Annotated in this window: 27 protein-coding genes; 16 read left to right on the top strand and 11 right to left on the bottom strand. The window is 64.3% G+C overall.

The window, feature by feature from the left end:
* The 12 genes from X265_RS08605 to X265_RS08550 all read left to right on the top strand — a co-directional run bounded on the left by X265_RS08605 (position 1) and on the right by X265_RS08550 (position 10,979).
* Positions 1-438 carry an SRPBCC family protein gene (locus X265_RS08605; protein ID WP_128964418.1) on the top strand — a complete coding sequence of 146 codons (438 nt, stop codon included), beginning with the start codon at positions 1-3 and terminating at the stop codon, positions 436-438.
* A 182-nt stretch (positions 439-620) separates the two neighbouring features.
* The gene (locus tag X265_RS08600) at positions 621-1,064 is read left to right on the top strand and encodes an SRPBCC family protein (protein ID WP_128964417.1); all 444 of its coding nucleotides are present in this window, start codon (positions 621-623) and stop codon (positions 1,062-1,064) included.
* A complete protein-coding gene (locus X265_RS08595; RefSeq protein ID WP_128964416.1) occupies positions 1,065-1,883 on the top strand; it encodes an FAD binding domain-containing protein in 819 nt (272 codons plus the stop codon). It abuts the gene before it with no gap.
* Positions 1,884-1,889: 6 nt separating this feature from the next.
* On the top strand, positions 1,890-2,366 hold the full coding sequence (locus X265_RS08590; protein WP_128964415.1) for a (2Fe-2S)-binding protein: 477 nt from the start codon (positions 1,890-1,892) through the stop codon (positions 2,364-2,366).
* 13 nt (positions 2,367-2,379) lie between these two features.
* The gene (locus tag X265_RS08585) at positions 2,380-3,957 is read left to right on the top strand and encodes a xanthine dehydrogenase family protein molybdopterin-binding subunit (protein WP_128964414.1); all 1,578 of its coding nucleotides are present in this window, start codon (positions 2,380-2,382) and stop codon (positions 3,955-3,957) included.
* On the top strand, positions 3,958-4,980 hold the full coding sequence (locus tag X265_RS08580; RefSeq protein ID WP_128964413.1) for a xanthine dehydrogenase family protein molybdopterin-binding subunit: 1,023 nt from the start codon (positions 3,958-3,960) through the stop codon (positions 4,978-4,980).
* Between the two features lie 11 nt (positions 4,981-4,991).
* A complete protein-coding gene (locus X265_RS08575; RefSeq protein WP_128964412.1) occupies positions 4,992-5,873 on the top strand; it encodes an AAA family ATPase in 882 nt (293 codons plus the stop codon).
* Positions 5,870-6,991, top strand: a complete 1,122-nt coding sequence (locus X265_RS08570) for a vWA domain-containing protein (protein WP_128964411.1) — start codon at positions 5,870-5,872, stop codon at positions 6,989-6,991. The genes X265_RS08575 and X265_RS08570 overlap by 4 nt, the downstream gene beginning before the upstream one ends.
* Positions 6,988-7,872, top strand: coding sequence for an amidohydrolase family protein (locus X265_RS08565; RefSeq protein WP_128964410.1), 885 nt, complete (start codon positions 6,988-6,990; stop codon positions 7,870-7,872). The genes X265_RS08570 and X265_RS08565 overlap by 4 nt, the downstream gene beginning before the upstream one ends.
* 31 nt (positions 7,873-7,903) lie before the next feature.
* Positions 7,904-8,752, top strand: a complete 849-nt coding sequence (locus tag X265_RS08560) for an MBL fold metallo-hydrolase (RefSeq protein WP_128964409.1) — start codon at positions 7,904-7,906, stop codon at positions 8,750-8,752.
* A 19-nt stretch (positions 8,753-8,771) separates the two neighbouring features.
* Positions 8,772-10,349, top strand: coding sequence for an isochorismatase family protein (locus X265_RS08555; protein WP_128964408.1), 1,578 nt, complete (start codon positions 8,772-8,774; stop codon positions 10,347-10,349).
* A gap of 3 nt (positions 10,350-10,352) precedes the next feature.
* Positions 10,353-10,979 carry an FMN-dependent NADH-azoreductase gene (locus X265_RS08550; protein WP_128964407.1) on the top strand — a complete coding sequence of 209 codons (627 nt, stop codon included), beginning with the start codon at positions 10,353-10,355 and terminating at the stop codon, positions 10,977-10,979.
* 23 nt (positions 10,980-11,002) lie between these two features.
* On the opposite strand, the gene X265_RS08545 is transcribed toward X265_RS08550, so the two are convergent.
* From X265_RS08545 to X265_RS08520, 6 genes are read right to left on the bottom strand one after another with little or no spacing between them, the layout of a single operon-like run.
* Positions 11,003-12,052 (bottom strand): LacI family DNA-binding transcriptional regulator, encoded by a 1,050-nt coding sequence (locus X265_RS08545; RefSeq protein ID WP_128964406.1) that lies wholly within the window; start codon positions 12,050-12,052, stop codon positions 11,003-11,005.
* Positions 12,049-12,693, bottom strand: a complete 645-nt coding sequence (locus tag X265_RS08540; RefSeq protein ID WP_128964405.1) for a ThuA domain-containing protein — start codon at positions 12,691-12,693, stop codon at positions 12,049-12,051. Before X265_RS08540 ends, X265_RS08545 begins: the two co-directional genes overlap by 4 nt.
* 10 nt (positions 12,694-12,703) lie before the next feature.
* Positions 12,704-13,801 (bottom strand): Gfo/Idh/MocA family protein, encoded by a 1,098-nt coding sequence (locus tag X265_RS08535; protein ID WP_128964404.1) that lies wholly within the window; start codon positions 13,799-13,801, stop codon positions 12,704-12,706.
* 22 nt (positions 13,802-13,823) lie between these two features.
* Positions 13,824-14,672, bottom strand: coding sequence for a carbohydrate ABC transporter permease (locus X265_RS08530; RefSeq protein WP_128964403.1), 849 nt, complete (start codon positions 14,670-14,672; stop codon positions 13,824-13,826).
* Positions 14,665-15,591, bottom strand: coding sequence for a carbohydrate ABC transporter permease (locus X265_RS08525; RefSeq protein ID WP_373291535.1), 927 nt, complete (start codon positions 15,589-15,591; stop codon positions 14,665-14,667). The genes X265_RS08530 and X265_RS08525 overlap by 8 nt, the downstream gene beginning before the upstream one ends.
* 14 nt (positions 15,592-15,605) lie before the next feature.
* On the bottom strand, positions 15,606-16,865 hold the full coding sequence (locus tag X265_RS08520) for an extracellular solute-binding protein (protein ID WP_128964401.1): 1,260 nt from the start codon (positions 16,863-16,865) through the stop codon (positions 15,606-15,608).
* A gap of 164 nt (positions 16,866-17,029) precedes the next feature.
* On the opposite strand from X265_RS08520, the gene X265_RS08515 reads away from it, so the two are divergent.
* Complete coding sequence (locus tag X265_RS08515; RefSeq protein WP_128964400.1) at positions 17,030-17,788, top strand: SDR family NAD(P)-dependent oxidoreductase; 759 nt, start codon at positions 17,030-17,032, stop codon at positions 17,786-17,788.
* A gap of 137 nt (positions 17,789-17,925) precedes the next feature.
* Here the strand turns inward: X265_RS08515 and X265_RS08510 are convergent, their stop codons facing one another.
* The 4 genes from X265_RS08510 to X265_RS08495 all read right to left on the bottom strand — a co-directional run bounded on the left by X265_RS08510 (position 17,926) and on the right by X265_RS08495 (position 22,971).
* Positions 17,926-19,275, bottom strand: coding sequence for a carbohydrate porin (locus X265_RS08510; protein WP_128964399.1), 1,350 nt, complete (start codon positions 19,273-19,275; stop codon positions 17,926-17,928).
* Between the two features lie 85 nt (positions 19,276-19,360).
* Complete coding sequence (locus X265_RS08505) at positions 19,361-20,419, bottom strand: ABC transporter permease (RefSeq protein WP_128964398.1); 1,059 nt, start codon at positions 20,417-20,419, stop codon at positions 19,361-19,363.
* A complete protein-coding gene (locus X265_RS08500) occupies positions 20,416-21,942 on the bottom strand; it encodes a sugar ABC transporter ATP-binding protein (protein ID WP_128964397.1) in 1,527 nt (508 codons plus the stop codon). Before X265_RS08500 ends, X265_RS08505 begins: the two co-directional genes overlap by 4 nt.
* A gap of 63 nt (positions 21,943-22,005) precedes the next feature.
* The gene (locus X265_RS08495; protein ID WP_128964396.1) at positions 22,006-22,971 is read right to left on the bottom strand and encodes a sugar-binding protein; all 966 of its coding nucleotides are present in this window, start codon (positions 22,969-22,971) and stop codon (positions 22,006-22,008) included.
* Positions 22,972-23,226: 255 nt separating this feature from the next.
* Between X265_RS08495 and X265_RS08490 the strand changes: the two genes are divergently transcribed.
* On the top strand, positions 23,227-24,513 hold the full coding sequence (locus X265_RS08490; protein ID WP_128964395.1) for an ROK family protein: 1,287 nt from the start codon (positions 23,227-23,229) through the stop codon (positions 24,511-24,513).
* Positions 24,514-25,247: 734 nt separating this feature from the next.
* On the opposite strand, the gene X265_RS08475 is transcribed toward X265_RS08490, so the two are convergent.
* Entirely contained in the window at positions 25,248-25,727 is a 480-nt protein-coding gene (locus tag X265_RS08475; RefSeq protein ID WP_128964394.1) for a metallophosphoesterase family protein, read from the bottom strand.
* A 140-nt stretch (positions 25,728-25,867) separates the two neighbouring features.
* Here X265_RS08475 and X265_RS41925 point away from each other — a divergent pair, with 140 nt between their 5' ends.
* The gene (locus X265_RS41925) at positions 25,868-25,990 is read left to right on the top strand and encodes a hypothetical protein (protein ID WP_283814958.1); all 123 of its coding nucleotides are present in this window, start codon (positions 25,868-25,870) and stop codon (positions 25,988-25,990) included.
* Positions 25,991-26,002: 12 nt separating this feature from the next.
* The gene (locus tag X265_RS08470; RefSeq protein ID WP_128964393.1) at positions 26,003-26,557 is read left to right on the top strand and encodes a DUF421 domain-containing protein; all 555 of its coding nucleotides are present in this window, start codon (positions 26,003-26,005) and stop codon (positions 26,555-26,557) included.
* Positions 26,558-26,602: the final 45 nt, after the last annotated feature.

The raw sequence follows: 26,602 nt of genomic DNA, 5'->3' as shown, positions 1-26,602 counted from the left end.
ATGGCCCGCGTCTACGTCTCCACCGTCGTCAAAGCGCGCAACGATCGCGTCTGGGCGCGCGTGCGCGACTTCAACGGATTGCCGAACTGGCATCCCGCGATTGCCGAAAGCCGGATCGAGGGCGGCGAGCCCGCGGACAAGATCGGCTGTGTGCGCGACTTTCGCCTGCGCAACGGCGACCGCATCCGCGAGAAGCTGCTGGGCCTCTCCGATTACGACATGTTCTGCACCTATTCGATCCTGGAATCGCCGATGGGCGTCGAGAACTACGTCGCGACCTTGCGCCTCACGCCGGTCACCGACGGCGATCAGACCTTCGTGGAATGGACAGCCGAGTTCGACTGCGCGCCGGAGCGCGAGGCCGAGCTCGTCGGCAACATCGGCGGCGGCGTGTTCCAGGGCGGGTTCGATGCCCTCAAGCGCGTGTTTGGAGGCTGATCGATGATCGCAAACACTCACACCATGGCACATTGCGCCCCCTCGCCCCCCCTGCGGGGTGAGGGGGAGTCTCCCCGGGGACGAAAGCAGTTAGACTCGCGGAGGCTCCCCCTCACCCGCGCCTTCGGCGCGACCTCTCCCCGCAAGCGGGGCGAGGTGAAGAAGATCGCCGGGGTCTAGCCGTGCCGCACATCGTCAAGAGCACCATCCTCAACGCGCCGACGGATGCGGCGTGGGCGCTGCTGCGCGATTTCAACGGGCATGATCACTGGCATCCGGCGGTTGCGACCTCTTCGATCGAGCGCGCGCATCCTTCCGACAAGATCGGTTGCGTCAGGCGGTTCAAGCTGAGGGACGGCGCCGAGCTGCGCGAGCAATTGCTCGCCTTGTCGGACCTCGAACAAAGCTTCAGCTACTGCCTGCTCGATACTCCGATCCCCATGTTCAACTACGTCGCCCATGTCCGCCTGCTGCCGGTCACCGACGGCGATCGCACCTTTTGGCACTGGGAGTCGCGCTTCACCACCCGGCCCGAGGATCGCGACCGCATCACCCACATGGTTGCCGAAGACATTTACCAGGCCGGGTTCGACGCAATCCGCCGGCATCTGAAGGAGGCCGCCTAGATGGCCGTGACCGTGAAGACTTTCTCAAGCGCCAGCGAGGCGGCCGGCGCGCTGTCCTCGGACCGCAGCGCGCGCTATCTCGGCGGCGGCACGCTGGTGATGCGGGCGCTGAACGAGGGCGATGTGTCGATCTCGACCGTCGTTCGCGCCCAGGACCAGGCGCTGAGCCGCATCGATGCCTCGGGCCCGCGCGTCACGCTGGGCGCCGGCGTGACCTTCGCGCGCGTCCTTGCCGAGCGCGACCTGGGCTTCCTGCACGCCCCTGCCCGTTCGATCGGCGGCCCCGCGGTCCGCAACATGGGCACCGTCGGCGGCAATCTCTTCGCGCCAAATCCTTATGGCGATTTCACCGTCGCGCTGCTGGCGCTCGATGCGACTGTCGCCGTCGCTGGCGGCTTCGGCTCGCGCGACATTCCCATCGAGGAGTTCTTGCAGGCGCGCGGCCGGCAGGCCGGGACTCTGGTGCTGTCGGTCTCCTGCACCCGGCCGGCGAGTACCGAGGCGTTCCGCTATCGAAAGATCGCGCGCATCAAGCCGAAGGGTGGCTCGGTCATCACGCTGGCCGCGCATCTGCCAATCTCCGGCGGCCGCATTGCCGGCGCGCGGGTCGCGCTGGGCTCGATGGCGCCGACGCAGATCCGCGCCCGCGCTGCGGAGCGGGCTCTTGAGGGCCGCTCGCTGGATGCTGCAACCATCGCAGCCGCAGCATCCGCCGCGACTGAAGGAGCATCGCCAGCCGACAACGCACTCGGCAGCGCCTGGTATCGTCGCGAAATCGTCGGCGTACATCTGCGCCGTTTGCTGTCGGGACAGGAATAGAGCCCCATGTCGAAAATTCCCCTGCAATTTCGCCATAACGGCCGCGACGTCGCGATCTTCGTCGACGGCGGCACCAATCTCCTGGTCGCGTTGCGCGAGCTGATCGGCGACATGACGCCGAAATTCGGCTGCGGCCAGGGCGGCTGCGGCACCTGCAGCGTGCTCATCGACGGCGAGCTTCACCTCTCCTGTCTGACCTTGGCTGAAACCGTCGCCGGCCGCTCCATCGAGACGCTCGACGGTATGAGGCAGGGTCCGAACCTGCATCCGCTGCAGCGCGCCTTCGCCGACAATTTTGCCGCCCAGTGCGGTTATTGCACGCCGGGCATGCTGATGGCCGCAAAGGCCCTGCTCGACCGCAATCCTTCGCCGAGCCGCGACGAGGTCATCGAGGCCATCTCCGGCAACATCTGCCGCTGCACCGGCTATGAGCCGATCATCAATGCCATCCTCGCCGCCGCCGGCGGCCGGGTCAGCGCGTAAGGGAACGTGGGCCATGCTGGAACTGCGCAAGGACATCTTCGCCGACGAGCGCGACGACAACTTAAAGGAAATCGGCAAGGGCACGCAGCGGCAGGACATGCTCGGCCATGTCACTGGCACGTCGAGCTACTTCAACGACCACAAGCTGCAAGGCATGCTGCATCTAAAGGTCGTCCGCTCGACGCAGGCGCATGCACGCATTCGCCGCATCGACACCACAGAGGCGGAACGCTCGGCCGGCGTGCGCCGGATCATCAGAGGCACTGATGTGCCGGTAAATCTCAACACGCTGCTCAGCCTGATCAATTTCGGCAAGGATGACGAACCGTCGCTGGCGGTCGACAAAGTCCGCTACAAGGGCGAGCCGATCCTCGCCATCGTCGCCGACAGCGAGCGCGAGGCATTCGAAGCGATCGCAAAGGTCAGGATCGATTACGAGCCGTTGCCGGCAGTGTTCGACGTCGAGGACGCGCTGAAGCCCGGCGCACCCGTGGTCAACGAGACCTATCCAAAGAACACGTTCACCTATCACGAGACCTACGATCACCAGAGGCTGCGCTTCGGCGACGCCGACGCGGCGCTGGCAACCGCCGATCATGTGCTGGAGCAACGCTACCAGATGTCGCCGATCGAGCACGCGCCGACCGAAACCAACGGCGCGATTGCCGCCCCTGATACGAACGGCCGCTACGTTGTCTACACATCGACACAGGCGCTGTTCTTCTCGGTCGACACCTGCGCCAAGATCCTGGACGTGCCCTCCAACACCTTCCACTTCATCGGCGGCACCGTCGGCGGCGGCTTTGGCGGCAAGGTGGACACGCTGACTGAGCCGCTCGCGATCCTTGGCGCGATGCTGACCGGGCGGCCCGTACGCTACGTGTTCGGCCGCGAGGAAGAGATGCAATACGGCCCGCCACGCGGCGCCGAGCGCATCTATATCAAGGACGGCGTGATGCGCGACGGCCGCATCGTCGCACGCAAGATCCGCGCCCTTTTCGACAGCGGCGCCTATACGCGGCTGTCCAGCTACGCAGCCGTGAAATGCGCCGCGCATCTGCCAGGGCCCTACACCATCCCGAATGTCTACGGCGACGTCTATTGCGTCTTCACCAACCGCACTCCTGCGACCGCGATGCGCGGCTTCGGCGTCACCGCGATGGATTTTGCCATCGAGTGCCAGATGGACAAGCTGGCAAGCCTCATCGGCATGGACCCGATGGAATTCCGGATCCTCAACGCCTATCGCGACGGCGACATGAAGGCTCACCGGCGCGAAGCCAAGAATACCGCGCTCGTCGAGTGCGTCCAGGTCGCGGCCGAGAAGGCCAAATGGCCGCTGCGCGAAGAGTTCAAGCGCGCATCCTCGCGCAAGGACGGCGGCGGCAGCCGCGCCGTGATCCCGCCGACGCCGACGGACTCTCGCGCGAGGCCAACCGCCCCTGTTCAGCAGCGCACCAGCTACGACCGGCTGCCGCCCACCGTCACCGGCGAACCGCCGCGTGAGCCGCCACCACCTCCGCCGCGGCCGGCCGCGCCTTCGCATGGCGCCACCCGCTTTTCCTCCGTGTTCGGCACCAGGAGGCGCTAGATGACCCGGCATCGTGGACGCGGCATCGCGTCGGTCAACTATCCCATCGGCATGAATCTCGGCGGCGATCCCAGCCAGGCGCTGGTGCACTCCAACCCGAGCGGCAAGTTCACTGTGGCGTTGTCGTCGATCGATCTCGGCCAGGGCATGAAGTCGGTGACGCGGCAGATCTGCGCGGAGACGTTGGGCGTGCCGGTCGAGGACGTCTATGTCGACACCGCCGATTCCGACACCGGCCCGCATTGCATGGGCTCGTTCGCCTCGCGCGGCACTCACCGCGTCGGCAATGCCGTGATGGCGGCGGCGCGGGAGGCACGCGGCGTGATGATGGAAGCCGCCGCCGAAGAGCTGGAGGTCAACGCCGCCGATCTCGAAACCGACGGACGTGGCAACATCCACGTGAAAGGCGCGCCACATCGCTCGATCTCGACCAAGGACGTCGCGATCGCCGCGCAGTTCAAGCAGGGCAAGACCATCTCCGGTCGCGGCATCTTCCTGGTGCCGCTCTCGGACGTCGATCCGGAGACAGGCGAGATGTCGCCCGCGACCTGCTACGCCCATGCCTGTCTCGTCGCCGAGGTCGAGGTTGACGACGAGACCGGCGAGGTCGCGATGGTGCGCATGGATTCCGCCTATGAGCTCGGCCGCGCACTCAATCCGCGGCTGGTCGAGCAGCAACTCGTCGGCGGCGCCTGGATGGGGGTCAGCCATGCGCTCTATGAGACGCCGGAACCATACTACCCCGAGCCGGTGCACGGCCCACGCGACTTCGTCGAATATCTGATGCCCGGCCCCGGCGACATCTGCCCGCACGACATTGCGGTGCTGGAGCGCCCCGCCCCTGACGGCCCGTTCGGCGCCAAGGGTCCCGGCGAGATGTGCGCCAATCCGGTGCTGCCGGCCGTTGCCAACGCGATCTTCAACGCCGTCGGCGTGCGCATCGATGATCTGCCGATTACGCCTGAAAAAGTGCTGCGCGCGATCAAGGCCCAGGGCGGCGCACGGCCGCAGGCGCGGCGCTAGAGGTTTTGGTCATGGCGGTCCGCAGCAACATCGTCGGCATCGACAGCCCGGAGGCGCTGGAGAAGGCGCTGCGCGCGGCCTATTACCTCGCCGACGAGGGTCTTGCCACCGCAGCCTATCTCGGTCTCGCGCTCGGCAAGCCGCTGCTGCTCGAGGGCGCACCGGGCGTCGGCAAGACCGAAGCCGCGAAAGCCATTGCCGCTGTGCTTGGTCGCCGTCTGATCCGCCTGCAATGCTATGAAGGCATCGACGCCTCCGCCGCGCTCTACGAATGGAACTATCCGCGCCAGATGCTGGCGATCCGCCAGGCCGGCGACGAGAGCATCGACATCTATGGCGAGACATTCCTGATCGAGCGACCCATGCTGGCGGCGCTGCGAGCACCCGATTCCACGGTGCTTTTGATCGACGAAATCGATCGCGCCGACCAGGAGTTCGAGGCCTTCCTGCTCGAGTTCCTGTCCGACTTCCAGATTTCAATTCCCGAACGCGGCACCGTGCGGGCCGTCGAGCGCCCGGTCGTGGTGCTGACGTCGAACCGGACCCGCGATTTGCATGAGGCCTTGCGCCGACGCTGCGTCTATCACTGGATTGACTATCCGACGGCCGAGCGTGAGGCGCGGATCATCATGATGCGCGCCTCCAGTGTTGCGGAGTCCACGGCGCGCGCCGTAGTGGCGGCAGTCGAGAAATTGCGCCGCGAACCCCTCAGCAAGGCGCCGGGGATTGCCGAGGCGGTCGACTGGGCCGAAGCCGCGACCCTTCTGCACAAGGGTGGCGCGCGCTGGCCCGATGCGTTCAAGCGCTCGATCGGCGTGGCGCTGAAGGACGAGGAGGATTTGCACTTCATCTCACCGCGGCTCGACGCCATGCTGGCGGAGGCGACCGCATGAGCACTGAGCCGCGGCTTCCCCGCGCCGCCAGCGTGTTCGTCTCATTCGTCGCGCTGCTGCGCGCCAACAGCTTCGCCGTCGCGCCTGAGCAGACCACTGCATTCCTCGCTGCGATCGAGCTGCTCGGCCCGCACGACCTCAGCGATATCAGACAGGCAGCACTGGCCACTCTTGCCCCGCCGCCCGAGCGCCGCGCGACTTTTGAACGACTGTTCGATCTTCACTTCCGCGGTAGCGAGGCGATTGAACATTCCGACGAGGTCGAGGACGACGAGACCGTTCGCCTGCAGGAAGAAGGCCGCGGCGACGAGGAGCCGCTGCTCGCGGATGACGCCAATGAGTCCGGCCTGACCGCGACGCGCACGGAGGCGCTGGTCGAGCGCCGCTTCGCCCAGCTCTCCACCACCGACGCGCTCCGGCGCCTGGCGCGAGAGGCGCCGCGGCGGCTGCCCAGGCGGCGTGGTCATCGCCGCATGCGGGCGCGCCGCGGCTCCTTTGCCGACCTGCGCCGCACCCTACGTGACAGCGTTCGCAGCGACGGCGAGATCCTGCGCCTCGGCCACATGAAGCGCCGCCAGCGCCCACGAAAGTTCCTGCTGCTGATCGACGTCTCCGGTTCGATGAAGAGCCGCACCGAGGACAACATGAAGCTCGCGCATGCGCTGGTGCAGGCCGCGCCCAACGTCGAGGTGTTCACCTTCGGCACGCGGCTGACCCGCGTCACGCGCGCGCTGCGGCTGAAGCGCCGCGAGCAGGCGCTGAATGCGGCCGCGCATCTCGTCAGCGATTGGGACGGCGGCACCCGCATCGGCGATGCGCTGCAGGCCTTCCTCGCGGTACCTCGGTTCGGCGGCTATGCGCGCGGGGCGACCGTGGTCATCGTCTCGGACGGGCTCGAACGCGGAGAGCCCGATGCGCTGCGGGACGCCGTGGCAAAGCTGTCGCGACGGGCTTGGCGCCTGAGCTGGCTGACGCCGCTGGCGACCGGCCCAGGTTTCCGCCCGCAGACCGAAGCGCTCGTTGCCATCGAGCGCTTCGTCGACGATCTCGTCGACGGTGGATCCACGACTTCGATCGTCGCGCATATGCTGGCATTGGGACGAAGGAGAGTTGCGTGACCGAGATAGTCGACGGCCATCATCACATCTGGCGGCAGGCCGACCTGCCCTGGCTGGTCGGGCCGATGCAGCCTCGCATCTTCGGGCCGTACGAGGCCATCCGCCGCGATTACCCTATTCAGGAATATCTCGACGATCTCAAGGGCAGCGGTGTCGCCCGCTCGGTCTATGTCCAGACCAACTGGGCGAACGACCGTTTCGAGGACGAAACCGCCTGGGTGCAGCGGACCGCCGACTCGCACGGGTGGCCCCACGCCATCGTCGCCTATGCCGATTTCGCGGTCGACGACGTCCGCCCGCAGCTCGACCGCCTCAAGCGCTATTCCCTCGTGCGCGGCGTCCGCATGCAGCTGCATTGGCATCAGAACCCTCTCTATCGTTTCGCGGCGAGACCCGACCTTTGCATTGATCCCATCGTCCGCCGCAACATCGCGCATCTCGCTGACTATGGCTGGAGCTTTGATTTGCAGCTGTTCACACCGCAGATGCCCGATGGGGCGCTGCTCGCCGAATCCTGCCCCAAGGTGACTTTCATCCTGCAGCATGCCGGTATGCTCGAAGATCTTTCGCCGGCCGGCCGGGCCGCCTGGCGCGCTGGCATGGCCCGGCTCGCAACCTGCCCAAACGTCGTCTCAAAACTGTCCGGGCTCGGCACCTTCATCCATCGCAATGACCCCGCGCATATCGCCGCCGTGATCCGCGACACCGTCGCGATCTTCGGGGCCGAGCGCTGCCTGTTCGGCTCCAATTTTCCGATCGAGAAATTGTGGACCAGCTATCGCGAGCTCGTCGACGCGTTTCGCGACGCGACCGGGCCGCTGAGCATCGAACAACAGGACGCGATCTTCCGCACCACCGCAACGCGCGTCTACCGGCTTTGACGGACAAGAAACAATCGAGGGAGAGCAACGAATGGCGCTGGAGATCAAGATCCTGGACTACGGCGATATCGAACTGGAATCGAGCTTTCTGGTGCTCGGCCGCGACTGCGGCCGCGTCCGCCGCGTCCTCACGCTGGGCTTTTTGATCCTCGGCGGCAAATATCCTGTCGTGGTCGACACTGGCTATCGCTCGAACCAGATCATGGAGACGCTGGGCATGCGCGGCCTGCAGTATCATGAGAACATGATCGAGAACCAGCTTGCGCGCCACGGCGTGCGCATGGGCGACATCAGGTTCGTCTGCCATACCCACCTGCATATCGACCACGCCGGCAAGGACGATCTATTCCCGATGAACACGACCGTCGTGCTCAACCGCAAGGAGCTCGAATATTCCGTCTCGGGCCTGATGCATCCGCAATATCCAGCCCCTGACATCAAGCATCTGATCGATCGCCTGCACACCAAGAGCGCGCTGCGCTTCCTGGACCTGGAGATCACCGGCCCGATCGAGCTGATGCCCGGCGTCTATTGCGATGCTGCCGGCGCCCACACCGAGGGCTCGATGAACATCATTGTCGAGACGGCTGATGGCATCGCCACCATCTGCGGTGACGTGATCTACGATTTCAACGACCAGATCGTCACGCCGTTCAACGAGATCCAGGATTGGGAGCCACGCACGACCGGTAACCACGGCACCAGCAAGCGTGCCGAGAAGGCCGCCATCAAGAAGCTGCTCAGCAACTCGCGCTACCTGCTGCCGGTGCACGACCGTCCCGCCAAGATCGAAGGCGGCAATGTCGTGGGCAGGCTGCACGACCAGGTCCCGGGCCCGATCGTGCAGTCCTTGCCCGCCCGTAACTGGTTCCCCGCCTGAGCGATCTAAGGAACGACCGATGACGCACGTCACCTTGCGCTCCGAATTCGAGACCCTGATCGATCCGTACGCGCCCGTCGCGCAGGTCGGCACCGGCTTTGAGTTCACGGAAGGGCCAATCTGGCATCCGGCCGATCACTATCTGCTGTTCTCGGATATGCCGGGCGACGTGCGACGGCGCTGGGATGCACGACGCGGCGTCGTCGAGGTCAAGCGTCCGTCGAACAAGTGCAACGGCATGACCTATGATGCCGAGCTCAATCTGATCGTCTGCGAACACGCGACCTCATCTCTGATCCGCGAGCGGCTTGATGGGCGCCGCGAGGTGCTCGCCTCGCACTATGGGGGACAGGAGCTCAACAGTCCCAATGACGTTTGCGTCCACTCCTCCGGCGCGATCTATTTTTCGGATCCCTGGTATGGCCGCATGCCGGTCTATGGCGTCGAGCGGCCACGGCAGCTCGGCTTCCAAGGCGTCTATCGCGTCGTGCCTGGGGGCGAGCCGAAACTGGTGGTGGATCGCAACCTGTTCGACCAGCCGAACGGGCTGTGCTTCTCGCCCGACGAAGGGCTGCTCTACGTCAACGACACCGTGCAGGCGCTGATCCGCGTGTTCGACGTCAATGCTGACGGCACGCTGTCGAACGTGCGCGTGTTCGCGAGCGGCATCCGCTCCGAGCTGGAGCCAGGCGTTCCCGATGGCATGAAGTGCGACCAGCACGGCAACGTCTGGGTCACCGCCCCCGGCGGCATCTGGGTCTATTCGCCGCGCGGCGAGCTGCTCGGAAAAGTCCGTGTGCCCGAACTCGTCGCCAATCTCGCCTGGGGCGGACCCGACTTCCGGACGCTCTATCTCACCGCGACACATTCAGTCTACGCGATTCCGACCAAGACCGGACCGCGCCACGAGCCCTATATGAGCGGCCGGCGCGGCGGAGGCGAGACGACTCGCGCGGGCCCTGCGGCCTCAGCACCGATCCTCGCCGACGGCGAGATGCGGCTCGATCCAACCCGCTGCGCCATGATCATCCAGGATCTGCAGAACGACGTTATCATGGACGGCGGTGCATTCGCCGACTCCGGTGCGCCGGGCCACGCGAAACAGCAGCATGTTGTCGAAAACGTCCGGCGTTTGGCGGAGGCGGCCCGCGCCCGCGGCGTTGTCGTCATCCACGTCTGGTTCGTGGTCGAGCCCGGCGCGCCCGGCGTGACCCTGAACGCGCCGCTGTTCGAGGGTCTGGTCGACAGCAAGGCGATGGTGCGCGGAAGCTGGGGTGCGGCGCCGGTCTCCGGCCTCGAGCCGCGTCCTGGCGACTTCGTCGTCGAGAAGATGCGGATGAGCGCCTGGGAAGGCACGCGGCTCGAGACGATCCTCAAGGCCACCGACCGCGACATGATCATCAACACCGGCGCATGGACCAACATGTCGGTCGAGCACACCGCACGCACCGGTGCCGACAAGGGCTATTTCATGATCGTGCCGGAAGATTGCTGCTCGACCATGAATGCCGATTGGCACTCTGCTTCGATCAACTTCGCCATGCAGAACGTCGCCGTGGTCACCCGTTCAGATGCCGTCATCAGAGCGCTGGGATGAGCAGTGGCGAAGCTCCTGCATCTATCCTGTTCGCCCCGCCCCGACTCCGAATCGGGCGCCGCCGCGCGCGTCTTCCTTGATGGCTTTCGCCAGGCTCGCCCCGACTGGGATATCGACGTCGTCGATCTCTGGCGCGAGCGGATGCCGGAATTTGCCGGTCCCATCGTCGAAGCCAAATATGCGCGCATGAAGGCGCAAGCCTTCAACGACGCGCAGCGGGACAGTTTTGCCGAGGCCGAACGGATGGCGTTGCGCTTCTCGCTGGCCGATCGCGTGCTGATCTCGACGCCGATGTGGAATTTCGGCATCCCCTACAAGCTGAAACAATGGTTCGACATTGTCATTCAGCCCGGCCTGACGTTCCGGTTCGATCCGGTTGGAGGCTATCTTCCGCTCCTGAAGGACCGACCAACCATCGTCATCATCGCCTCCGGCAGCGATTTCGCCACCGGCATGAACCGCGGCCGGATCGACATGGCAACGCCCTACTTGCGCGAGGCGCTCCGTTTCATCGGCGTCAACGACGTGCGCTTCGTGCCGATCGGGCCGACGGCAGGTCCTGCCGAACCGGTCCTCGCTGCCCGCAGCTCCGCCCACCGCCGCCTCGCGGAGATGGCGAAGCAGTTCTGAGCGAGATGCGCGCAAACTGAAGCTTACGGCAGATTGTCCCGCAGGAAGATGTCGATACGGATACGCTCCTGATCGGGGCTGATCGGCTCTTCCATGCAATGCGCCAGCAGCACTCGCGCCGCGGAGCGCGCCTCGTGACCGGGGTCCTGGTTGATGATGGCGCCGAGCGTGCCACGAACCAGGAACCGTCGCGTATGCTGGGTCAGCTCATGGGCGATCCAGACCACCTCGTGCGCGCGGCCTGACGCCTCCAGCGCCTCGGCGATGCCGCGATTGCCGGCGCCGCAACAGTAGATGCCGCGCAGGTCCGCATGCCGCTTGAGCAGCGCGGCGGTGAGCTCCCGTGTGCGCTCGCTGTCGTCGCGGCCCTCGATGACAGGCAATGCGATGAGGTTGGGATACTCGCTGGACAGTATCTGGTGGAAGCCGAACTGCCGCTCGGCGTGATCGCGCAGCGACAATGATCCCGCGATCACGGCGACTTTCCCCTCGCGGCCGGAGAGGAAGCGCCCCATCAGCGTTGCCGCGGTTCGGCCCGCGGCGGGGTTGTCGATACCGACATAGTGCAGACGGCGCGAACTCGGCGCGTCCGACACCAGGGTCACGACGGCCACGCCACGCGCAGAGAGTTCGTCGATCGCGGCGCGCACCCGGGGATGGTCGAGCGCGATGACAGCGACACCCTGATAGGCCGGCGAGAGATTTTCCAGCGCGCGCGCCAGCACGTCCGGATCGAACACGTCGACATGGAGGATATCGATGAAACCGCGCTGGCTGGCGAGCCAGTCCGCGGTGCGCTGGACCTGCTCGGTCAGGTTGGTCATGAAGCTGTTGCTTCCGGTCGGCAGCACGAAGGCGAAGCGAAAGCTTTGCCCGCGCGCCAAACGCGCGGCCGCGATGTCGGGACGGTAGCCGAGCTTGGCGACCGCGGCCTCGACACGCGCGACGGTCTTGGCACGCACGCCCTCCCGCCGGTTGACGACGCGATCGACGGTGGCGAGCGAAACGCCTGCTGCGCGCGCGACGTCCTCCAGCGTGGCACGAACCGTCGGCTGCGGCGCGCCAGCTGTCATTCGCGCGCCGCCCATAGCATGCCCCGGGTCATCACTGTCCGGATCTCCGGCACGTCGAGTTCGTAGGCGCGGTGGCCAAGCGAGGAATAGAACACCCTGCCCGCACCGTAGCGCTTCTTCCAAACCACCGGCATCACCACTCCATCAATCCAGGGCGCATGCTCGCCGGTGAAAGTCGTTGTTGCCAGCACCTCGATGGCGGGGTCGACATGCATGTAATATTGCTCGGAACGATGCTCGAAGCTTTTCAGCCCCTTCATGATGGGATCGTCGGGCCTGGACACGTCGACCTTGTAATCGATGATGTTGCCGGGATGCGCAACCCACTGCCCGCCACACAGGAACTGGTAGTCCACAGAATCACGGAACGCGTCACACATACCGCCATGATGCCCGGCGAGCCCGACCCCACCCCGTACGGCGGCGCAGAGATTGAGCGCGTCCGCCTTCTCGATCTTCGACATGGTGTAGATCGGGATGATCAACGAGAGGTCATGAATCCCTGGATCGCCGAACGCCTCTGTGGTCGTTTCGATCCGAACCTCGAAACCTTCGGCCTTCAGCCAGCCGCGGATCATCGAGGCGCAGAGATCGGGATCGTGCCCCGACCAGCCGCCCCATACAATCATTGCCTTGCGCATGGTCATTCCCTCAGTCGATCTGCCCGGTCTCGCGTCCGGCCGGCAGCATCGCCGGCCGCTCGACGCGGCTCTCGATCTTGACGCGGCGGCCCTCATCAGCCGAGGTCTGGAACGCCTCCATCACCTCCAGCACGTGGAATGCGAGCGCGCCGCTAGCGCGATGCGGCCGGTTGTGCAGGATCGCCGAGGCCATGTCGGCGACACCGATCGAACGGAACTCGCCTTCGACATGACCGTGCGTCAACGGCATCGTTTCCCATTCCCCGCCGGTCCTCGCGACCTGCACTTCGCCGCCGAAGCGGTTCGGATCCGGCACCAGGATGCTGCCCTTGTCGCCGTAGATCTCGATCGGCGCATGCCGGTGCTTCGGCACATCGAAGCTCATCGCGATCGAGACGATGGCACCGCTCTCGAATTCCAGCGTGCCGGCAACATGGGTGGAAACCTCGACCGGGATCATGGTGCCGTTCATCGGCTGGCTGGTGACCAGACGCTCGGATTTCGGGCGTGCCGTCGAGCCCATCACGCTGGCAACCGGACCGAGCAGTTGCACGAGATCGGTGATGTAATACGGCCCCATGTCGAGCATCGGCCCGCCACCGCGCAAATAGTAGAAGCCGGGCGCGGGATGCCAGCGCTCGTGACCGGGGCAGCCGAAGAAGGCGCTGCCGGCGACCGGCGTGCCGATCGCACCATCGTCGATCAGCTTGCGTGCAGTCTGGTGTCCGCCGCCGAGGAAGGTGTCCGGCGCGCAGCCGACGCGAAGGCTCTTCTGCGCGGCGAGATCCATCACCTTGCGGGCTTCCGCGACGTTGATGCCGAGCGGCTTCTCGGAGTGAACGTGCTTGCCGGCATTCAGCACCGCGAGGCTGACATCGGTGTGGGCCAGCGGCACCGTGAGATTGATGACGACCTCGACGTCGTCCCGCTTCAGCAGCTGATCGACCCGCATCGCCGGTAGACCAAAGGCGGCGCCCTGCCGCTCCGCGACATCGCTGCGCATGTCGGCCAATGCCCTCACCTCCATGACAGGGAAGCGCTGCGCCGCCTTGAGATAGGCGGTGCTGATCACACCGCACCCGATGATTCCGACGCCGACTTTTCTCATTTCTGTCTCCGTGACGTATCGATCATCCCTTGACTGCGCCTGCGGTGAGTCCGGCGACGATGTGCTTCTGCGCCAGCAGGAACAGAATGATCGTCGGAAGGATGGTGAGCGTGATGAAGGCCAGGATCAGGTGCCACTCCGACGAATACTCGCCCTGATAGACCATGATGCCGAGCGGCCATGGATAGAGTGCATCGGTGTTGAGCATCACCAGCGGCAGCAGATAGGCGTTCCAGCTGTTGACGAAGGTGATGGTCCCGACGGTCGCCAGGATTGGCCGGGACAACGGCAGCGTCACATAGCGGAAGAACTTGATGTAGCTGCAGCCGTCGACCAGCGCAGCCTCCAGCAGCTCATAGGGGATGTCCTTGAAGAAGCGGCGTAACAGCAGCACGCTCATGGCGAGGCTGAAGGCCACTTGCGGCAGCGCGACGCCGAAATAGGTGTCAAGCAGGCCGAGATCGCGCACCTTGATGAACAGCGGCAGCACGGCGGTCGCCGCCGGAAACAAGAGGCCGAGGGTCAAATAGCTCAGCAGCATCGACGACCCGAAGAACTTCACGTGAGCGAAGGTGAACGCCGCCATCGAGGCTGTGATCAGTGTCAACGTCACCGTGAGCGTCGAGATGATCAGCGAGTTGCGCAAGAGCTGCCAGTATCGCCCTGAAAACAGGATATCCGCATAATTCTGCCATTCCCAATGACTGGGCAGGCCGAACGGATTGACGCGCAATTCGCCGAGCGACTTGAAGCCACCGAGCACGGTCGCGAGCAGCGGCACCAGCACGAAGACGGCGACGACGGCGAGGAACGCCACCTTGAACGGCACGGCGGGATCGAACGGCACACGGTTGGTCTCCGCACTACTCATCGCGCATGAACCATCGTTTGTACGTGAAGGCGAAGGTCACGCAGATCACGAACAGGATGACGCCGATGGCGCTGCCATAGCCGACCCGCATCCGCGAGATTCCGTTGTTGTAGAGGAAACTCACCATCGTGTTGGAGGAGTCCGCAGGCCCCCCACGCGTCAGCGGCATGACGAGGTCGAATAGTTGCAACGACCCTACGATGGCGAAGAACACGGACAAGCGGATCGTTGGATACAGCAGGGGGATGACGACATGGCGCAGGGCTTGCGCGCGCGTTGCGCCGTCGATCCGCGCCGCCTCGACCAGGCTTTTGTCGAGACTCTGCAGCGCTGCGATGAATAACATCATGTGGAAGCCAAAGTACTTCCAGACGATCACGATCAGCACCGCCAGCATGGCCGTGTCGGTCGAGGCCAGGAGATGCGGCGGCTCGGCGCCGAAGGTCCGCCAGATCGAGGCGACGAGACCGTAATCGCCGTCATAGACGAACGAGAAGATCAACCCGGTCGCGATCTCAGCCAAGATGTAGGGCATGAAGAACAGCATGCGCAGCGCCACCGCCCCGCGAAAGCGCTCGGCGAGCATCAAGGCCAGCGTGAGCGCGAGCGGCAACTGGATGGCGAGCGAGACCACGATGATCAGCCCGTTGTTGCGTAGCGCGAGCCAGAAGGCGCGGGTCTCCAGCACAAAACGGTAGTTGTCGAAGCCGATCCAGTTGCTCGGCCGGCCAAAGCCGTTCCAGTTGAAACCAGAATACCAGGCTGCTTCGCCGATCGGCAGCACCACGAACAGCGTGAACAGCAGCAATGCCGGTGGCAGGAACAAGATCAGGACGGTGAAGCGGCCGTCCCAGCTCGGTCCGCGCAGCGCCTGAGGGGCCGCCTTGCCAGCAACGCTGATCGGCGAGGTCATCGCCATCCGCCGCGCCACCGTCAGTTACCCTGCTTGAACGCCGCTTCGATCGCTTTCGCTGCGTCCTGCGGGCTCATGCTGCCCCCAGCGATCTCCGCCGAGACGTCGTTGACGACGCGACCGACCGAGGGGCCGAGGCTCTGGTCATAGAAGTTCTGGTGATACTGCGACTTTGCGAGATTGGCCGCGATCATCTTCATGAAGGAATTGTTGAGGCCGGCCTCCGCGCCCTGCACCACGGGGATGATGTAGCTGCCGGCAGCGAGCCTCGTCTGCACGTCCTTCGAAATGAAGTACTTCAGGAAATCGACCGCTTCCTTGGGCGAGCCCTTGGTGACCAGCCAGCCGGTGATGCCGCCAAGCGTGTCCGTCGGCTCTCCCTTGCCACCGGCTACGACCGGAAAATCGAACCAGCAGATTTTGTCTTCGCTCAATCCGACCTTGTCGGCGGCGAGCGCGCGCTGCAGATTATAGGCACTGGAGATCGCGAGCGTCATCGCCGCCTTGCCGTCGCCGAAATAGCCGACGGCCTGCGGGTTCTTGAAGCCGAGGAATCCGTTCTGGAACGGCTGGAGCTCGACGAGCTGCTTGAACAGCTCGCCGGACTTCTGGAAGGTTTCGCCGGCAAAGCCGCCATTCTCGTCGCGCAGCGCTGCATCGAATGCCGCCTTACCGCCGATGCGCACCGCAAGGTGGGTCCAGTAGAAGTGCAGCGGCCATTTGTCGGCGCCGCCGACCACGATCGGCGTCACGCCGGCGGCCTTGAGTGTCTTCACCGCGGCGAGCAGATCGTCCCAGGTCTTGATTGCGGCGGGATCAACCTTGGCCTTGACCATCAGCTCCTTGTTGCAGAGGAAGCCGACCTGCGAGAGCGCGATAGGCAGGCCATAGACACGGCCGTTGCTGGTAAAGGCGGCGAGCGCTGCCGGGGTGAGGCTGTCGCTGTATCCCTTCACTTGATCAGTGATGTCCTCGAGGACACCGGCCTCGATCTGCGTCTTCAGGACGCCGCCGGCCCAGCTGTAGATGATGTTCGGCCGATCCTTGGATTGCAGGATGGTCGGCAGCTTGGCCTTGTAGGCCTCGTTCTCGAGGAACTGCATCTCGATCTTGACGCCCGGATGCGACGCCTCATAGGCACGCGCGACGTCCTCCCAGATCTTCACCTGGGCCGGGTTAACCTCGATGTGGAGCCATTTCACCGTGGTATCGGCGACCGCGACATTGACCACAAGGAGACATGCGGCAGCGGCGAGTCCCAGCTTCTCGAGCAGTCTCATCAGATCCTCCCGGCAGCTTTTATTCTTTGAGCGCAATCCTGCTCTCGATTTTTGAGGTACGCAACTAAAATTCTGATCTATGCACCTCACGAAAGGAATGGCTAAGGTCCGGAAAAGAATCAGGGCGACCCGTCGCGTCGGCCGCAACACATTGAGAGATATCCATGGCTGCCATTTACTCCGACCTCGCCGGCAAGGTCGTGCTCGTCACCGGAGGTGCGGCGGGAATTGGGGCTGCGATCGTGCGGCGGTTCGCGGAGCAGAAATCGAAAGTCGTGTTCTTCGACATCAAGGTCGACGAGGGACAACGCCTGGCGCGCGAGCTGTCCGATCGGGGCCTCGCTGCGCATTTCCAGCACGTCGACCTGACCGACATCCCCGCGCTACGCGCAGGCGTGGCGGAGGCGCGCAACACGCACGGCGCGATCAATATCCTCGTCAACAATGCCGCGCATGACGAACGGCACAAGACCGAGGAGATGACACCCGAATATTGGGACGACCGCATCGCCGTCAACCTCAAGCACCAGTTCTTTGCATCCCAAGCCGTGCTGCCGGACATGAAGGCCGCGAACGCCGGCGCCATCATCAATTTCGGCTCGGTATCCTGGATCGCGGGACAGGGCGGCATGGCGGCCTACACCGCCAGCAAATCAGGCGTGATCGGCTTGACGCGCTCGCTGGCGCGCGATTACGGCCCCTATAATATCCGCGTCAACGCGATCGCACCGGGCTGGATCATGACGGAGCGTCAGCTCGAGAAATGGATGACGCCGGCGGGCGAGATCGAACTCCAGCAGAGACAGTGCCTGAAGCGCCGGCTCGTGCCGGACGAGGTCGCGAAATTCACCGTCTTCCTCGCTTCCGACGAAGCCTCCGCCTGCACCGCGCAGCACTACATCGTCGATGGCGGCTGGGTCTGAGACGCCCGCTGCGCCCTTTTCGTCAGTAGGCTCAGCGCGCGAGCTCCTGCCGGCCCGGATCTGACGACGACGATGCATGCCCGAGTACGGGCATGCATCGAAGTCGTGCGGCGCGCTCTGATCGAACGCGCCACCGTTCAGAAGTGGACCTCGGTACGCATACCAAGAACCACGGCATTGTCGGTCTTCACGCCCGCGCCGTTGTAGCCGCGCCCGCCGGGATTGATCACGTATTGCGCGTCGAATTTGAGATTCATCCAGCCGGTCGCCTGCCATCCGTACCAGACTTCGAGCGGCACTTCGTTGCCGCCGGCGTTGGGGCTGAGGGCCGCCGAGTTCACGTGGGTCGTGCCCACGGCGAAGCCGACTTCGTCCTGGGGACGCCAGGCGAACGTTCCGGTGTGCTTGAAGCCGCCGGCGATCTGGTAGTCCTGGTACGAGGTCCGGTGATCGGCAACCGTCGTATTGAGGAAGGCGTACCACCCGACCGCGCCGGCCCCATCCACTGTCAAGCGTTGCAGGATCGATTCGTAGACGCCGTAGCGGCCGCGCTGATCCCCGAGATTCTGATCCGGGACGCCGCCGACGCCCGGAACGGTGGAGATGATACCCGGCATGCCGCCATCAATGGTGGAGGCGCTGTCATACCAGCCGCCAAATCTCCAGGTCCCGGTCAAGGGAGCCTTGGGTGTCCAGACCAACTCCACCGGCACCAGCACGCCGCTGGCGGGAGTCGAGTGAGGAACGCCCGGCAGGAAATAGACGGTCGGATCGTCGGTCGTGAGATAATTCGGATTGGCGTCGTAGACGCCGGCAGAAATCGTGAACTCCGGGGCGAACTTGTAGTGGACGACGCCGGCCCACTGGCTCACCGGCCAGTTATAGATGTACCCGCCCTGGATGTTGCCCGGCTGACCGCCGCAGAAGGTCAGGTTGATGAACTCGCACAGACCGAAGAAGAAGTCCGAACCGACCGGAAGGCGGCCGCCCTTGAGTTCGAGGCGGTCATCGAAGAGCTTCTGCGAGTAGTAGAGCTGCGTCAGTCGCAGAATGTTGCCGCGGCCGAACACTTCGTTGGTCAGTTGCAAGGCGGGAATGCCCGCTTCGGTATTCAGATTCTTTCCGAAACGATCGACCAATGTAAGACCGATGGTGCCACCCTGGATGCCGACAAGCTTGCCCATGTCGAACTTCGCGCCAAACCACAGTTGCCCGGCATTGGCCGCCGTGTTCTTGCTTCCGCCCGACAGATTGCCGACGGCTTCGTCGCCGAGCGTCAGGCCCAGCTCGATGCCTTGCTCCTTGAGCTTCGTCCTGCCGAGATCGCCGAACAGATACGGCCTCGTCCAGAAATCATCGGTCGCATAAGGGACCGGCGGTGCCTTCGTGAGAAGATCGGCGGCATTCGCTCCACCGCTCAGCAGTGATGACAAAACGACCCCCGCGCCGCACAGACGTGCGACGTAAACTGATCTATGCAACGGCATTTGTAGTACTCCAAGCGTCCCCGGCTTTGTCTGTTTCTTGTCGCGCTCCCGCCCAAAGCCCTGCAGCGGGTAACGCGCTAAGCTGTCATCGGCGATCGCCCGTGCCTGTCGTCAAAGCCGCCGATCCGCGTGGCGCGCCCGACTCGCCTTGCGACGTCGTCGCTTTGGATGGGGTGCGGACCATGCTGGCCAACGCCATCTTCCGCTGCCGCCGGGTCTGCAATTGCCGATCCGCCAGCACACCGATCAGGATCACCGATCCCATCACCGCGAAGTTCAGGGAATTGGGGATGCCGAGGATATTGACGAGATTCTGGAGCACCTGGAGCAGCGCGGTCCCCAGCACGATTCCGAGAATGGAGCCCTCGCCGCCGCGCAGGCTGCACCCGCCCAGGACGGCGGCGGCGATCGCATAGAGTTCGTAGAAATTGCCGAACGAACTCGGCGAGACCGAATTGGTGTAGAACACGAACATCACGGTCGAGACGCCGGCCAGGCCGCCGCTGATGATATAGGCGGCCGCGATCACGAGGTTCGTGCTGATGCCCGAGAAGCGTGCCGCCTCCTCGTTCTTGCCGACGGCATAGAGCCAGCGCCCGTACACCGAACGGTGCAGCAGAACGCCGAGGATCAGCGCCAGAATGACCAGGAAGATGAAGGTGTTCGGGATACCCGCGACGTTGCCCGAGGCGATGTTGCTGAGCGTGGCGGCTTCGTCGCCATAACCGAAGCCACGCGTCGAGTCGCTCGTATAGTAGCGCGCGGTGCCGCGATAGATCAGCAGGCCGCACAAGGTCACGATGAACGGCTGCATCTTCAGCCGCGTGATCAGGAAACCCTGGATGGCGCCGAGCGCCACTCCGCCCAGCAGGACGAGCAACAGCGCCAGCGGCCAGGGGACCTGATACGTCGTCAGCAGGTCGATGAAGACGACGCCGAGCAGCGCGAACATCGAGCCGAGCGAGAGATCAATTCCTCCGGTAATGATTACCAGCCCCTCGCCGAGCGCGAATACGCCGAACAGGCCGATGAGATTGGCCATGTTCAGCAGGTTCACCAGCGACAGGAAGGCCGGATTGATGATGCCCGTGATGGCCGAGATGACCACCAGCAACACGGCGAGGCCAAGTTCCTTCTTCGTCATGACGCAGCGACTTCCGTGGTTTGCACCGCCTGGCCCATCGCTAGCCGCAGCACGTTGTATTCGCTGAGCTGATCGCGCTCCAGAACGCCGCTGACCGCGCCTTCATGCATCACCGCCACCCGGTCGGAGACGCCGATCACCTCCTCCATGTCCGAGGAGATCATCACGATCGCCACGCCCCGGTCGGCAAGATCGCGCATCAGCGCGTAGATCTCGCTCTTGGCGCCGACATCGATGCCGCGGGTCGGCTCGTCGAAGAACATCACGCGCGGCTGCATGGACAGCCATTTGCCCAGCACGATTTTCTGCTGGTTGCCGCCGGAGAGCGCCACGGCCTCGATATCGACGCTCGGCGCCTTGATCGACAGGCGCCTCGCCTGTTCATTCGCGGCCTTGCGCTCGGCCGCGCCGTCGACCAGCCACATCCGCGCGTAATTCAGCAGGCTTGCAAGCGTCACGTTCTCCCGGATCGGCAGCTCCAGCACCAGTCCGGACTTCTTGCGGTCCTCCGGCACCAGGTAGATGCCCTGTTCGATCGCGTCGCGCGGCGAGGCAACGCCGACCGGCACGTCGTCGATCCTGATCTCGCCACCCAGCAGCGGGTCGATGCCGAAGGCGGTCCGGGCCAGGGACGTGCGGCCGGCGCCGACGAGACCGGCGAGCCCGAGGATCTCGCCACGACGGACCGAGAGATTGATGTGCCTGTCGGGAAAAGCGGTGGTCACGAGATCGACGATGTTGCAGCCGCCCGGCTGCGGCGGGCGCTTCGGCGGCGTGTACAGCGCTTTCAGATCGCGGCCGATCATCAGCCGGATCATCGCGACATGGCTGAGCTCATGCCGCGCCAGTTCGCCCACCGTTCGCCCGTCGCGCAGCACCACGACGCGATCGGCGCAGCTCATGATCTCGCCCAGCCGATGCGAGATGTAGATCACCGAAATGCCATGTGTCTTCAGGTCCGCAATTACCTCGAGCAGCCGTTCGGTCTCGGAAATCGTCAAGCTCGAGGTCGGCTCGTCCATGATGATGATACGGGCGTCGATCGAGAGGGCCTTTGCGATTTCCACCATCTGGCGCTGCGCGATCGACAAATCGCCGACCAGCGTATCGGGGGTGAAGTCGGCGCCCAGCCGCGCCAGCAGAGGCGTCACGCCGGCGCGCATTTGTGCGCTGTCCACCAGCTTCAACGGGCCGCCGGTCAGCTTCTCGCGACCGATGAACACGTTGGCTGCAACATCCAGATTCTCGAACAGATTGAGCTCCTGGTGCACAAAGGCGATGCCGGCCCGCGTCGCCTCGCCCACCGTCATGCGGGCGTATTCCGTGCCAGCGATGCGGATGACGCCCTCGCTCGGCTCGATCACGCCGCCCAAGACGCGCATCAGCGTCGATTTGCCCGCGCCGTTCTCGCCGATAAGGCCCAGCACTTCGCCACGATGCAGGCGCAGGCTGACATTATCGAGAGCCCTGACGCCGGGATAAGTCTTCCCGATCCCCGCGAGCTCAAGCAGCGTCTCCACCATTCGGCGCTCCCTCCCATCCAGCGCCCGGCAGAGACAGCTGCCGGGCACCGAAATGCGCTGACGTCACTTCTTGAGCAGGTCCTTCAACTGCGCCGTGAACTCGGCGACATTGGCCTTGCTGATCACCTTGGTCGGAACGATCAGCTTGCTATCCTTGGGAATCCAGGACTTGTCGCCGTTCAGCGTCTTGATGATGTTGGTCGCCGAGAGGTATCCGAACTCATAGGGCTGCTGCACGACGGTCGATTCGATCGTGCCGTCGGAAATACCCCGCAGCGTGCGCTGATCCTCGTCGAAACCGACGATCTTCACCTTGCCGGCCTTCCCCGCCGCCTTGACCGCGTCATAGATCAGCGGCGTCTCGTAGCTCCACAGACCGGACAACAGCGCGATATCAGGGTATTTGACGAGAACGTTCTCCATGTTCGCCTTGGCCTTGGCGAAGTCGACCTGATCGGTGAACACGTCGACCAGCTCGACCTTGGTGCCGGCGATCGCGTCCTTGATGCCCTGCACCCGTTCACGCGCGTTGTCCGCGTCCATCGTTCCCACGAACAAGGCGATCTTGCCGCCGTTCGGCAGCGCCTTCTTGATCTCCTCGCCCGCCTGGCGGCCGGCCGCGATGTTGTCGGTGCCGATATAGGCGAGACGCTTGCTCTGGGGCGCGTCGCTGTCGGTCGTGATCAACACGGTCTTGGCCGCGACCTTGTTGAGCTCTTCGGTCGCGTGCGGCGCGTCATCCACCGAGATGGAGATCCCGGCAACGCCACGCACCAGGAGATCGTCCAGCTCCCGCCGCTGACCGGCGGCGGTGCCCTCGTTGGTGACGATTAATTCGATGTTGTAGTCCGGATGCTCCTTCTGCGCCTTCTCGAGGCCACGACCAGCAATGGTCCAGAAGTCGGCAGCAACGTTGGTGACCAGCGCAATGGTCTTTTTCTGCTGCGCCTCGGCCAGGCCCGATGTCATGGCGAGCACGGCTGCGCTCGCACAAAACGGCACGATCCATTTCTTCAGCAAACCGTTCATGTGTTACCTCCCTTTCGTCAGACCGGTATCCCCCGGCGTTGACGTCCAGCGCTTGTTGCGCCCTATTTAATTTTGTGTGTGAATAAATTAGGAGGGGGTAATTAGCTCGTCAAGCGTGATCTGCAGTCTGTCTTCACTCTGCAATAGTATTGCCGGTAACATGTGACGTATTTGCCGCGTTTGGAACGACACCGTGCCGCATGTACGAAAGTCGAATAGTCGAATAATTTCAACCGACGAATTAAAGGACGCCGCATGGACGATGAGCTCAAGCCGACGCGCACTTCCAGCCAGGCTCGCGGATCGAACCGCGGCCGCCTCATCGAAGCCCTGCGGCGCCAGGGCCCGATGCCGCGCGTGGAGCTCGCCCGCAGCACCGGGCTGAGCTTCCCGGCCATTTCGGCGATCACATCGAGGATGATGGCCGAAGAGCTGCTGTCCGAGACGGACGCGACGACGGCTTGGCCCGAGGATGGCGGCGAAGACGACGCGGACGGCAATGGCCGCCGTCGCGGCCGGCCGGCCATCCAACTGACGCTCAATCCAGGGTTCGGCCGCATCATCGCGGTCTCGCTGCGCATGAACCTGATCGAGACGCTGCTCGCCGATTTCAGCGGCTCGGACCTGGCGCAATCCCGGCTCGCCCTCGAGACCCGCGCGCTCGATGCAACGGCGCTGTGTGATATCGTGATCGCACAGATCGACAGCATGCTGGAGGCGACGGGCACGCCGCGCCATCGGCTGCTCGGCATTGGAATCGCGCTGCAAGGCATCGTGAATGCCGATACCGGACGGCATCTCTGGAGCCCGGCGCTGTCGGTCACCGACGTCGATCTGGCGACGCCGATCCGCCGGACCTTCGAGGTGGACGTGGTGATTGCGAACGACGCCGTCCCGGTCGCTCTGGCCCTCGCTGCAGCCGAGCCGGCGCTGGCGGAGGGCCTTGCAGCCACGATTACGGTCGGCCACGGCGTCGGAATGGGCGTCGTCGTCGACGGCGAGGCACGTTGGGGCGTCGGCGCCAGCAGCGAGATCGGCCATGTCAAGCTGGCCCCGAACGGGCCGCAATGCCGCTGCGGCCAGCGCGGATGCGTCGAGGCCTATCTCGCCGATTATGCGCTCTACCGCGACGCTCGCACCATCATCGACCTGCCGCCCGCGACCTCGCAACAACCGTCGGAAGCGCAGATGGCCCTGCTGCGGGACAGGGCACGGGACGGCGATCCCCGCCTCGAGCAATTGTTCCGGCAGGCCGGCAACGCGCTCGCGGAGGCGGTCGCCGCCACAATATCGGTGCTGCGCCCGCATCACGTCGTTCTCGCCGGTCCCGGCTTGCAGGCCTTCGACATGATGCGCGACGCCTATCAGGAACGACTGGAGCAGGCCGTGTTGCCGTGGTTGCTCAAATCCACGGCGATCTATGTGCGCCCCAGCAAGTCGGCGGCAATCGTCGACGGCATGGTGCGGAGGACGCTGCGGGTCGTCGACCGAAACTACATGGAGACGGCCGAGCGAACCCGGGGAGCTACGGTGCTCGCTTGAATCGAGCGATGGGACCGAGCGCTGCACGCAGTTTTGCGGCCTCGCGGCGTGTTTCACCCGAGCTTTTGCTTTCCGTTCTGCCCTCTCGAACCAAGAGGGCGCAGGGAAGACCGGGTGCCGACCTCGCACCCGCGGTCCGCTGCGCGAAAATGTAGCGCAAAAAGACCGCACAGCAGCATACAGGTGGCGCCGAACACTCGGCCTTCCCTGCGCGATGGTTTGACGGCTTATGCCGTGCTCTCCCGGGAGCCGATTTCCCTCTGGCCTCCCTCACCCCGCGAATTGACGATGTGGTTGATCCGGTTGGACGCTCCACACCTCCGCGACAGGCTTGACCGTAGCAACGACGGCCAGGACCACACGGTTTTGCCGTCCGCACGGCTCGCTTGTTCGCCGCATGATCCCCCGGCTTCGTCGAAGTTGCCGGAAGCATGCTGGCGAGACGAACCTGACAGCGCCGTTCGTCTGCGCGCGGTTACGGGCTCACAGGGACTACCCGCCCTGCCCGCACCTCTCGCGCCCAACGCCGCCCGCGTCCACCGCAAGCCCGGCTCGCAATCAAGACGACTCGAGACCGCCCCTCAAGGATGAGCCGGGATGGGCGACACATACGACATTTCCGAATTTCGGTAAAGTGGAATATTTTTATGAGAAGGGATTGACAGGGGGGGGCGAGGTGTTTTGCCCGACGTCTGCATTTCGGCTTTGGTATGAAATCGACCATTCAAGACGGCTTATGCGGGCCGCCCGGGAGATTCGTCGAGGGTATGAATGACCGGCAGCAGCTCGCCACCCTCACCGATATCAAGCGTTGCGAGCGTGATCGGAAGCCTGAAGCGCCGCGGCCCGGCGCTTCCCGGATTGAGGTAAAGGACTCCAGCATCCATCCTGACGCTCGCACGATGCGAATGACCGTAGATGACGGCATCAACAGCGCCCGGCCGCTTGTCCTTCAATTCCGCAAGATCGTGCAGAATATAGAAGCGGTGATCACCCAGGCGCAGCGTCTCCGCGGCCGGATACCGGTCTGCCCAACCGCCAACGTCGACATTGCCTCTGATGGCGGTGACAGGCGCAATCCTGCGCAGGCCCTCGAGCACATGCTCGGCACCGATATCGCCGGCGTGGATGATATGCGTGACGCCCGCCAAGTATTGTTCAACCTGCGGCCTCAGCAGACCGTGAGTATCCGAAATCACGCCAATTCTGGACACAGGACCTCTCCTCACGGCAACCAACGTAGGAACCACAGCGGCACGCGCGCATTGCCCGAATATCTAGCGGGAGCCTGCGAATGAGCAATAGCGGCGCGGGAAATGGACGCCGCTCAGCGCCAGGATGCGGAGGACCATGAATGCCTGAAGACCTTCGCGCGATTACCCAGCCCGGAGCTGTCATCGCTGTCCTGATCATCCTGCTCTTGATGGCGGCGGCGGACGCCGCAATCTTCATCGCGACCCGGGGTTGGCCGCTCTAGTCAGGCAGTCCGATGGTCGATGTTGGACATATTTTCTATCAAGGCTGGGCGCCGCTGTTACGAACTGCCATCGGCACCACGTTCACCTATGTCGCTCTGGTCATCATGCTCCGCGTCGCGGGTCCCAGAACGCTGGCGAAATGGTACGCCTTCGACCTGATCGTCACCGTCGCGCTGGGCTCCACCTTCGCCAACAGCGTTCTTTCCGGCAACATCAGTGTTGCGCAATCATTGGTTGGCTTCGCCATCCTGATCGGCCTGCAATTCGTGATCGCCTTCGCCGTGGCGCACTGGAGTCAGTTGCGGGTCGTCGTCAATCCACAACCCACGCTGCTGCTGCTCGACGGGAAATTCGTTCACGATGCGATGCGCCGGCAGCGCGTCGCCGAGGCGGATGTGCGTGCCGCGATCCGGCACCAAGGCATTGACCGCGTTGAGAATGTCGGCGCGGTCGTGCTCGAGGCCGACGGCACATTCAGCGTCATCAAGCAGCTCGGATCGAGCGCGCTCGCCGACGTTCCGGAGCTTGGCGGCTCCAACGCCGCCAACCGCTCCGATGACGAATAGGAACCTTCAAACGTTTGTCCGGTTCGCTCCCGGAAAAGGGGAGCA

The sequence above is a fragment of the Bradyrhizobium guangdongense genome (assembly GCF_004114975.1).
Lineage (GTDB): Bacteria > Pseudomonadota > Alphaproteobacteria > Rhizobiales > Xanthobacteraceae > Bradyrhizobium > Bradyrhizobium guangdongense.
The sequence above is the reverse complement of the archived record's forward strand: the minus strand, read 5'-3'. Positions and strand labels throughout refer to the sequence as shown.

Bases quoted from the DNA above. Each gene is read 5' to 3' on its own strand.
- X265_RS08605 (WP_128964418.1), top strand. From the start codon at position 1: ATGGCCCGCGTCTACGTCTCCACCGTCGTCAAAGCGCGCAACGATCGC.
- X265_RS08595 (WP_128964416.1), top strand. From the start codon at position 1,065: ATGGCCGTGACCGTGAAGACTTTCTCAAGCGCCAGCGAGGCGGCCGGC.
- X265_RS08590 (WP_128964415.1), top strand. From the start codon at position 1,890: ATGTCGAAAATTCCCCTGCAATTTCGCCATAACGGCCGCGACGTCGCG.
- X265_RS08585 (WP_128964414.1), top strand. From the start codon at position 2,380: ATGCTGGAACTGCGCAAGGACATCTTCGCCGACGAGCGCGACGACAAC.
- X265_RS08580 (WP_128964413.1), top strand. From the start codon at position 3,958: ATGACCCGGCATCGTGGACGCGGCATCGCGTCGGTCAACTATCCCATC.
- X265_RS08575 (WP_128964412.1), top strand. From the start codon at position 4,992: ATGGCGGTCCGCAGCAACATCGTCGGCATCGACAGCCCGGAGGCGCTG.
- X265_RS08570 (WP_128964411.1), top strand. From the start codon at position 5,870: ATGAGCACTGAGCCGCGGCTTCCCCGCGCCGCCAGCGTGTTCGTCTCA.
- X265_RS08560 (WP_128964409.1), top strand. From the start codon at position 7,904: ATGGCGCTGGAGATCAAGATCCTGGACTACGGCGATATCGAACTGGAA.
- X265_RS08555 (WP_128964408.1), top strand. From the start codon at position 8,772: ATGACGCACGTCACCTTGCGCTCCGAATTCGAGACCCTGATCGATCCG.
- X265_RS08545 (WP_128964406.1), bottom strand. From the start codon at position 12,052: ATGACAGCTGGCGCGCCGCAGCCGACGGTTCGTGCCACGCTGGAGGAC.
- X265_RS08540 (WP_128964405.1), bottom strand. From the start codon at position 12,693: ATGCGCAAGGCAATGATTGTATGGGGCGGCTGGTCGGGGCACGATCCC.
- X265_RS08535 (WP_128964404.1), bottom strand. From the start codon at position 13,801: ATGAGAAAAGTCGGCGTCGGAATCATCGGGTGCGGTGTGATCAGCACC.
- X265_RS08530 (WP_128964403.1), bottom strand. From the start codon at position 14,672: ATGAGTAGTGCGGAGACCAACCGTGTGCCGTTCGATCCCGCCGTGCCG.
- X265_RS08525 (WP_373291535.1), bottom strand. From the start codon at position 15,591: ATGGCGATGACCTCGCCGATCAGCGTTGCTGGCAAGGCGGCCCCTCAG.
- X265_RS08520 (WP_128964401.1), bottom strand. From the start codon at position 16,865: ATGAGACTGCTCGAGAAGCTGGGACTCGCCGCTGCCGCATGTCTCCTT.
- X265_RS08515 (WP_128964400.1), top strand. From the start codon at position 17,030: ATGGCTGCCATTTACTCCGACCTCGCCGGCAAGGTCGTGCTCGTCACC.
- X265_RS08510 (WP_128964399.1), bottom strand. From the start codon at position 19,275: ATGCCGTTGCATAGATCAGTTTACGTCGCACGTCTGTGCGGCGCGGGG.
- X265_RS08505 (WP_128964398.1), bottom strand. From the start codon at position 20,419: ATGACGAAGAAGGAACTTGGCCTCGCCGTGTTGCTGGTGGTCATCTCG.
- X265_RS08500 (WP_128964397.1), bottom strand. From the start codon at position 21,942: ATGGTGGAGACGCTGCTTGAGCTCGCGGGGATCGGGAAGACTTATCCC.
- X265_RS08495 (WP_128964396.1), bottom strand. From the start codon at position 22,971: ATGAACGGTTTGCTGAAGAAATGGATCGTGCCGTTTTGTGCGAGCGCA.
- X265_RS08490 (WP_128964395.1), top strand. From the start codon at position 23,227: ATGGACGATGAGCTCAAGCCGACGCGCACTTCCAGCCAGGCTCGCGGA.
- X265_RS41925 (WP_283814958.1), top strand. From the start codon at position 25,868: ATGCCTGAAGACCTTCGCGCGATTACCCAGCCCGGAGCTGTCATCGCT.
- X265_RS08470 (WP_128964393.1), top strand. From the start codon at position 26,003: ATGGTCGATGTTGGACATATTTTCTATCAAGGCTGGGCGCCGCTGTTA.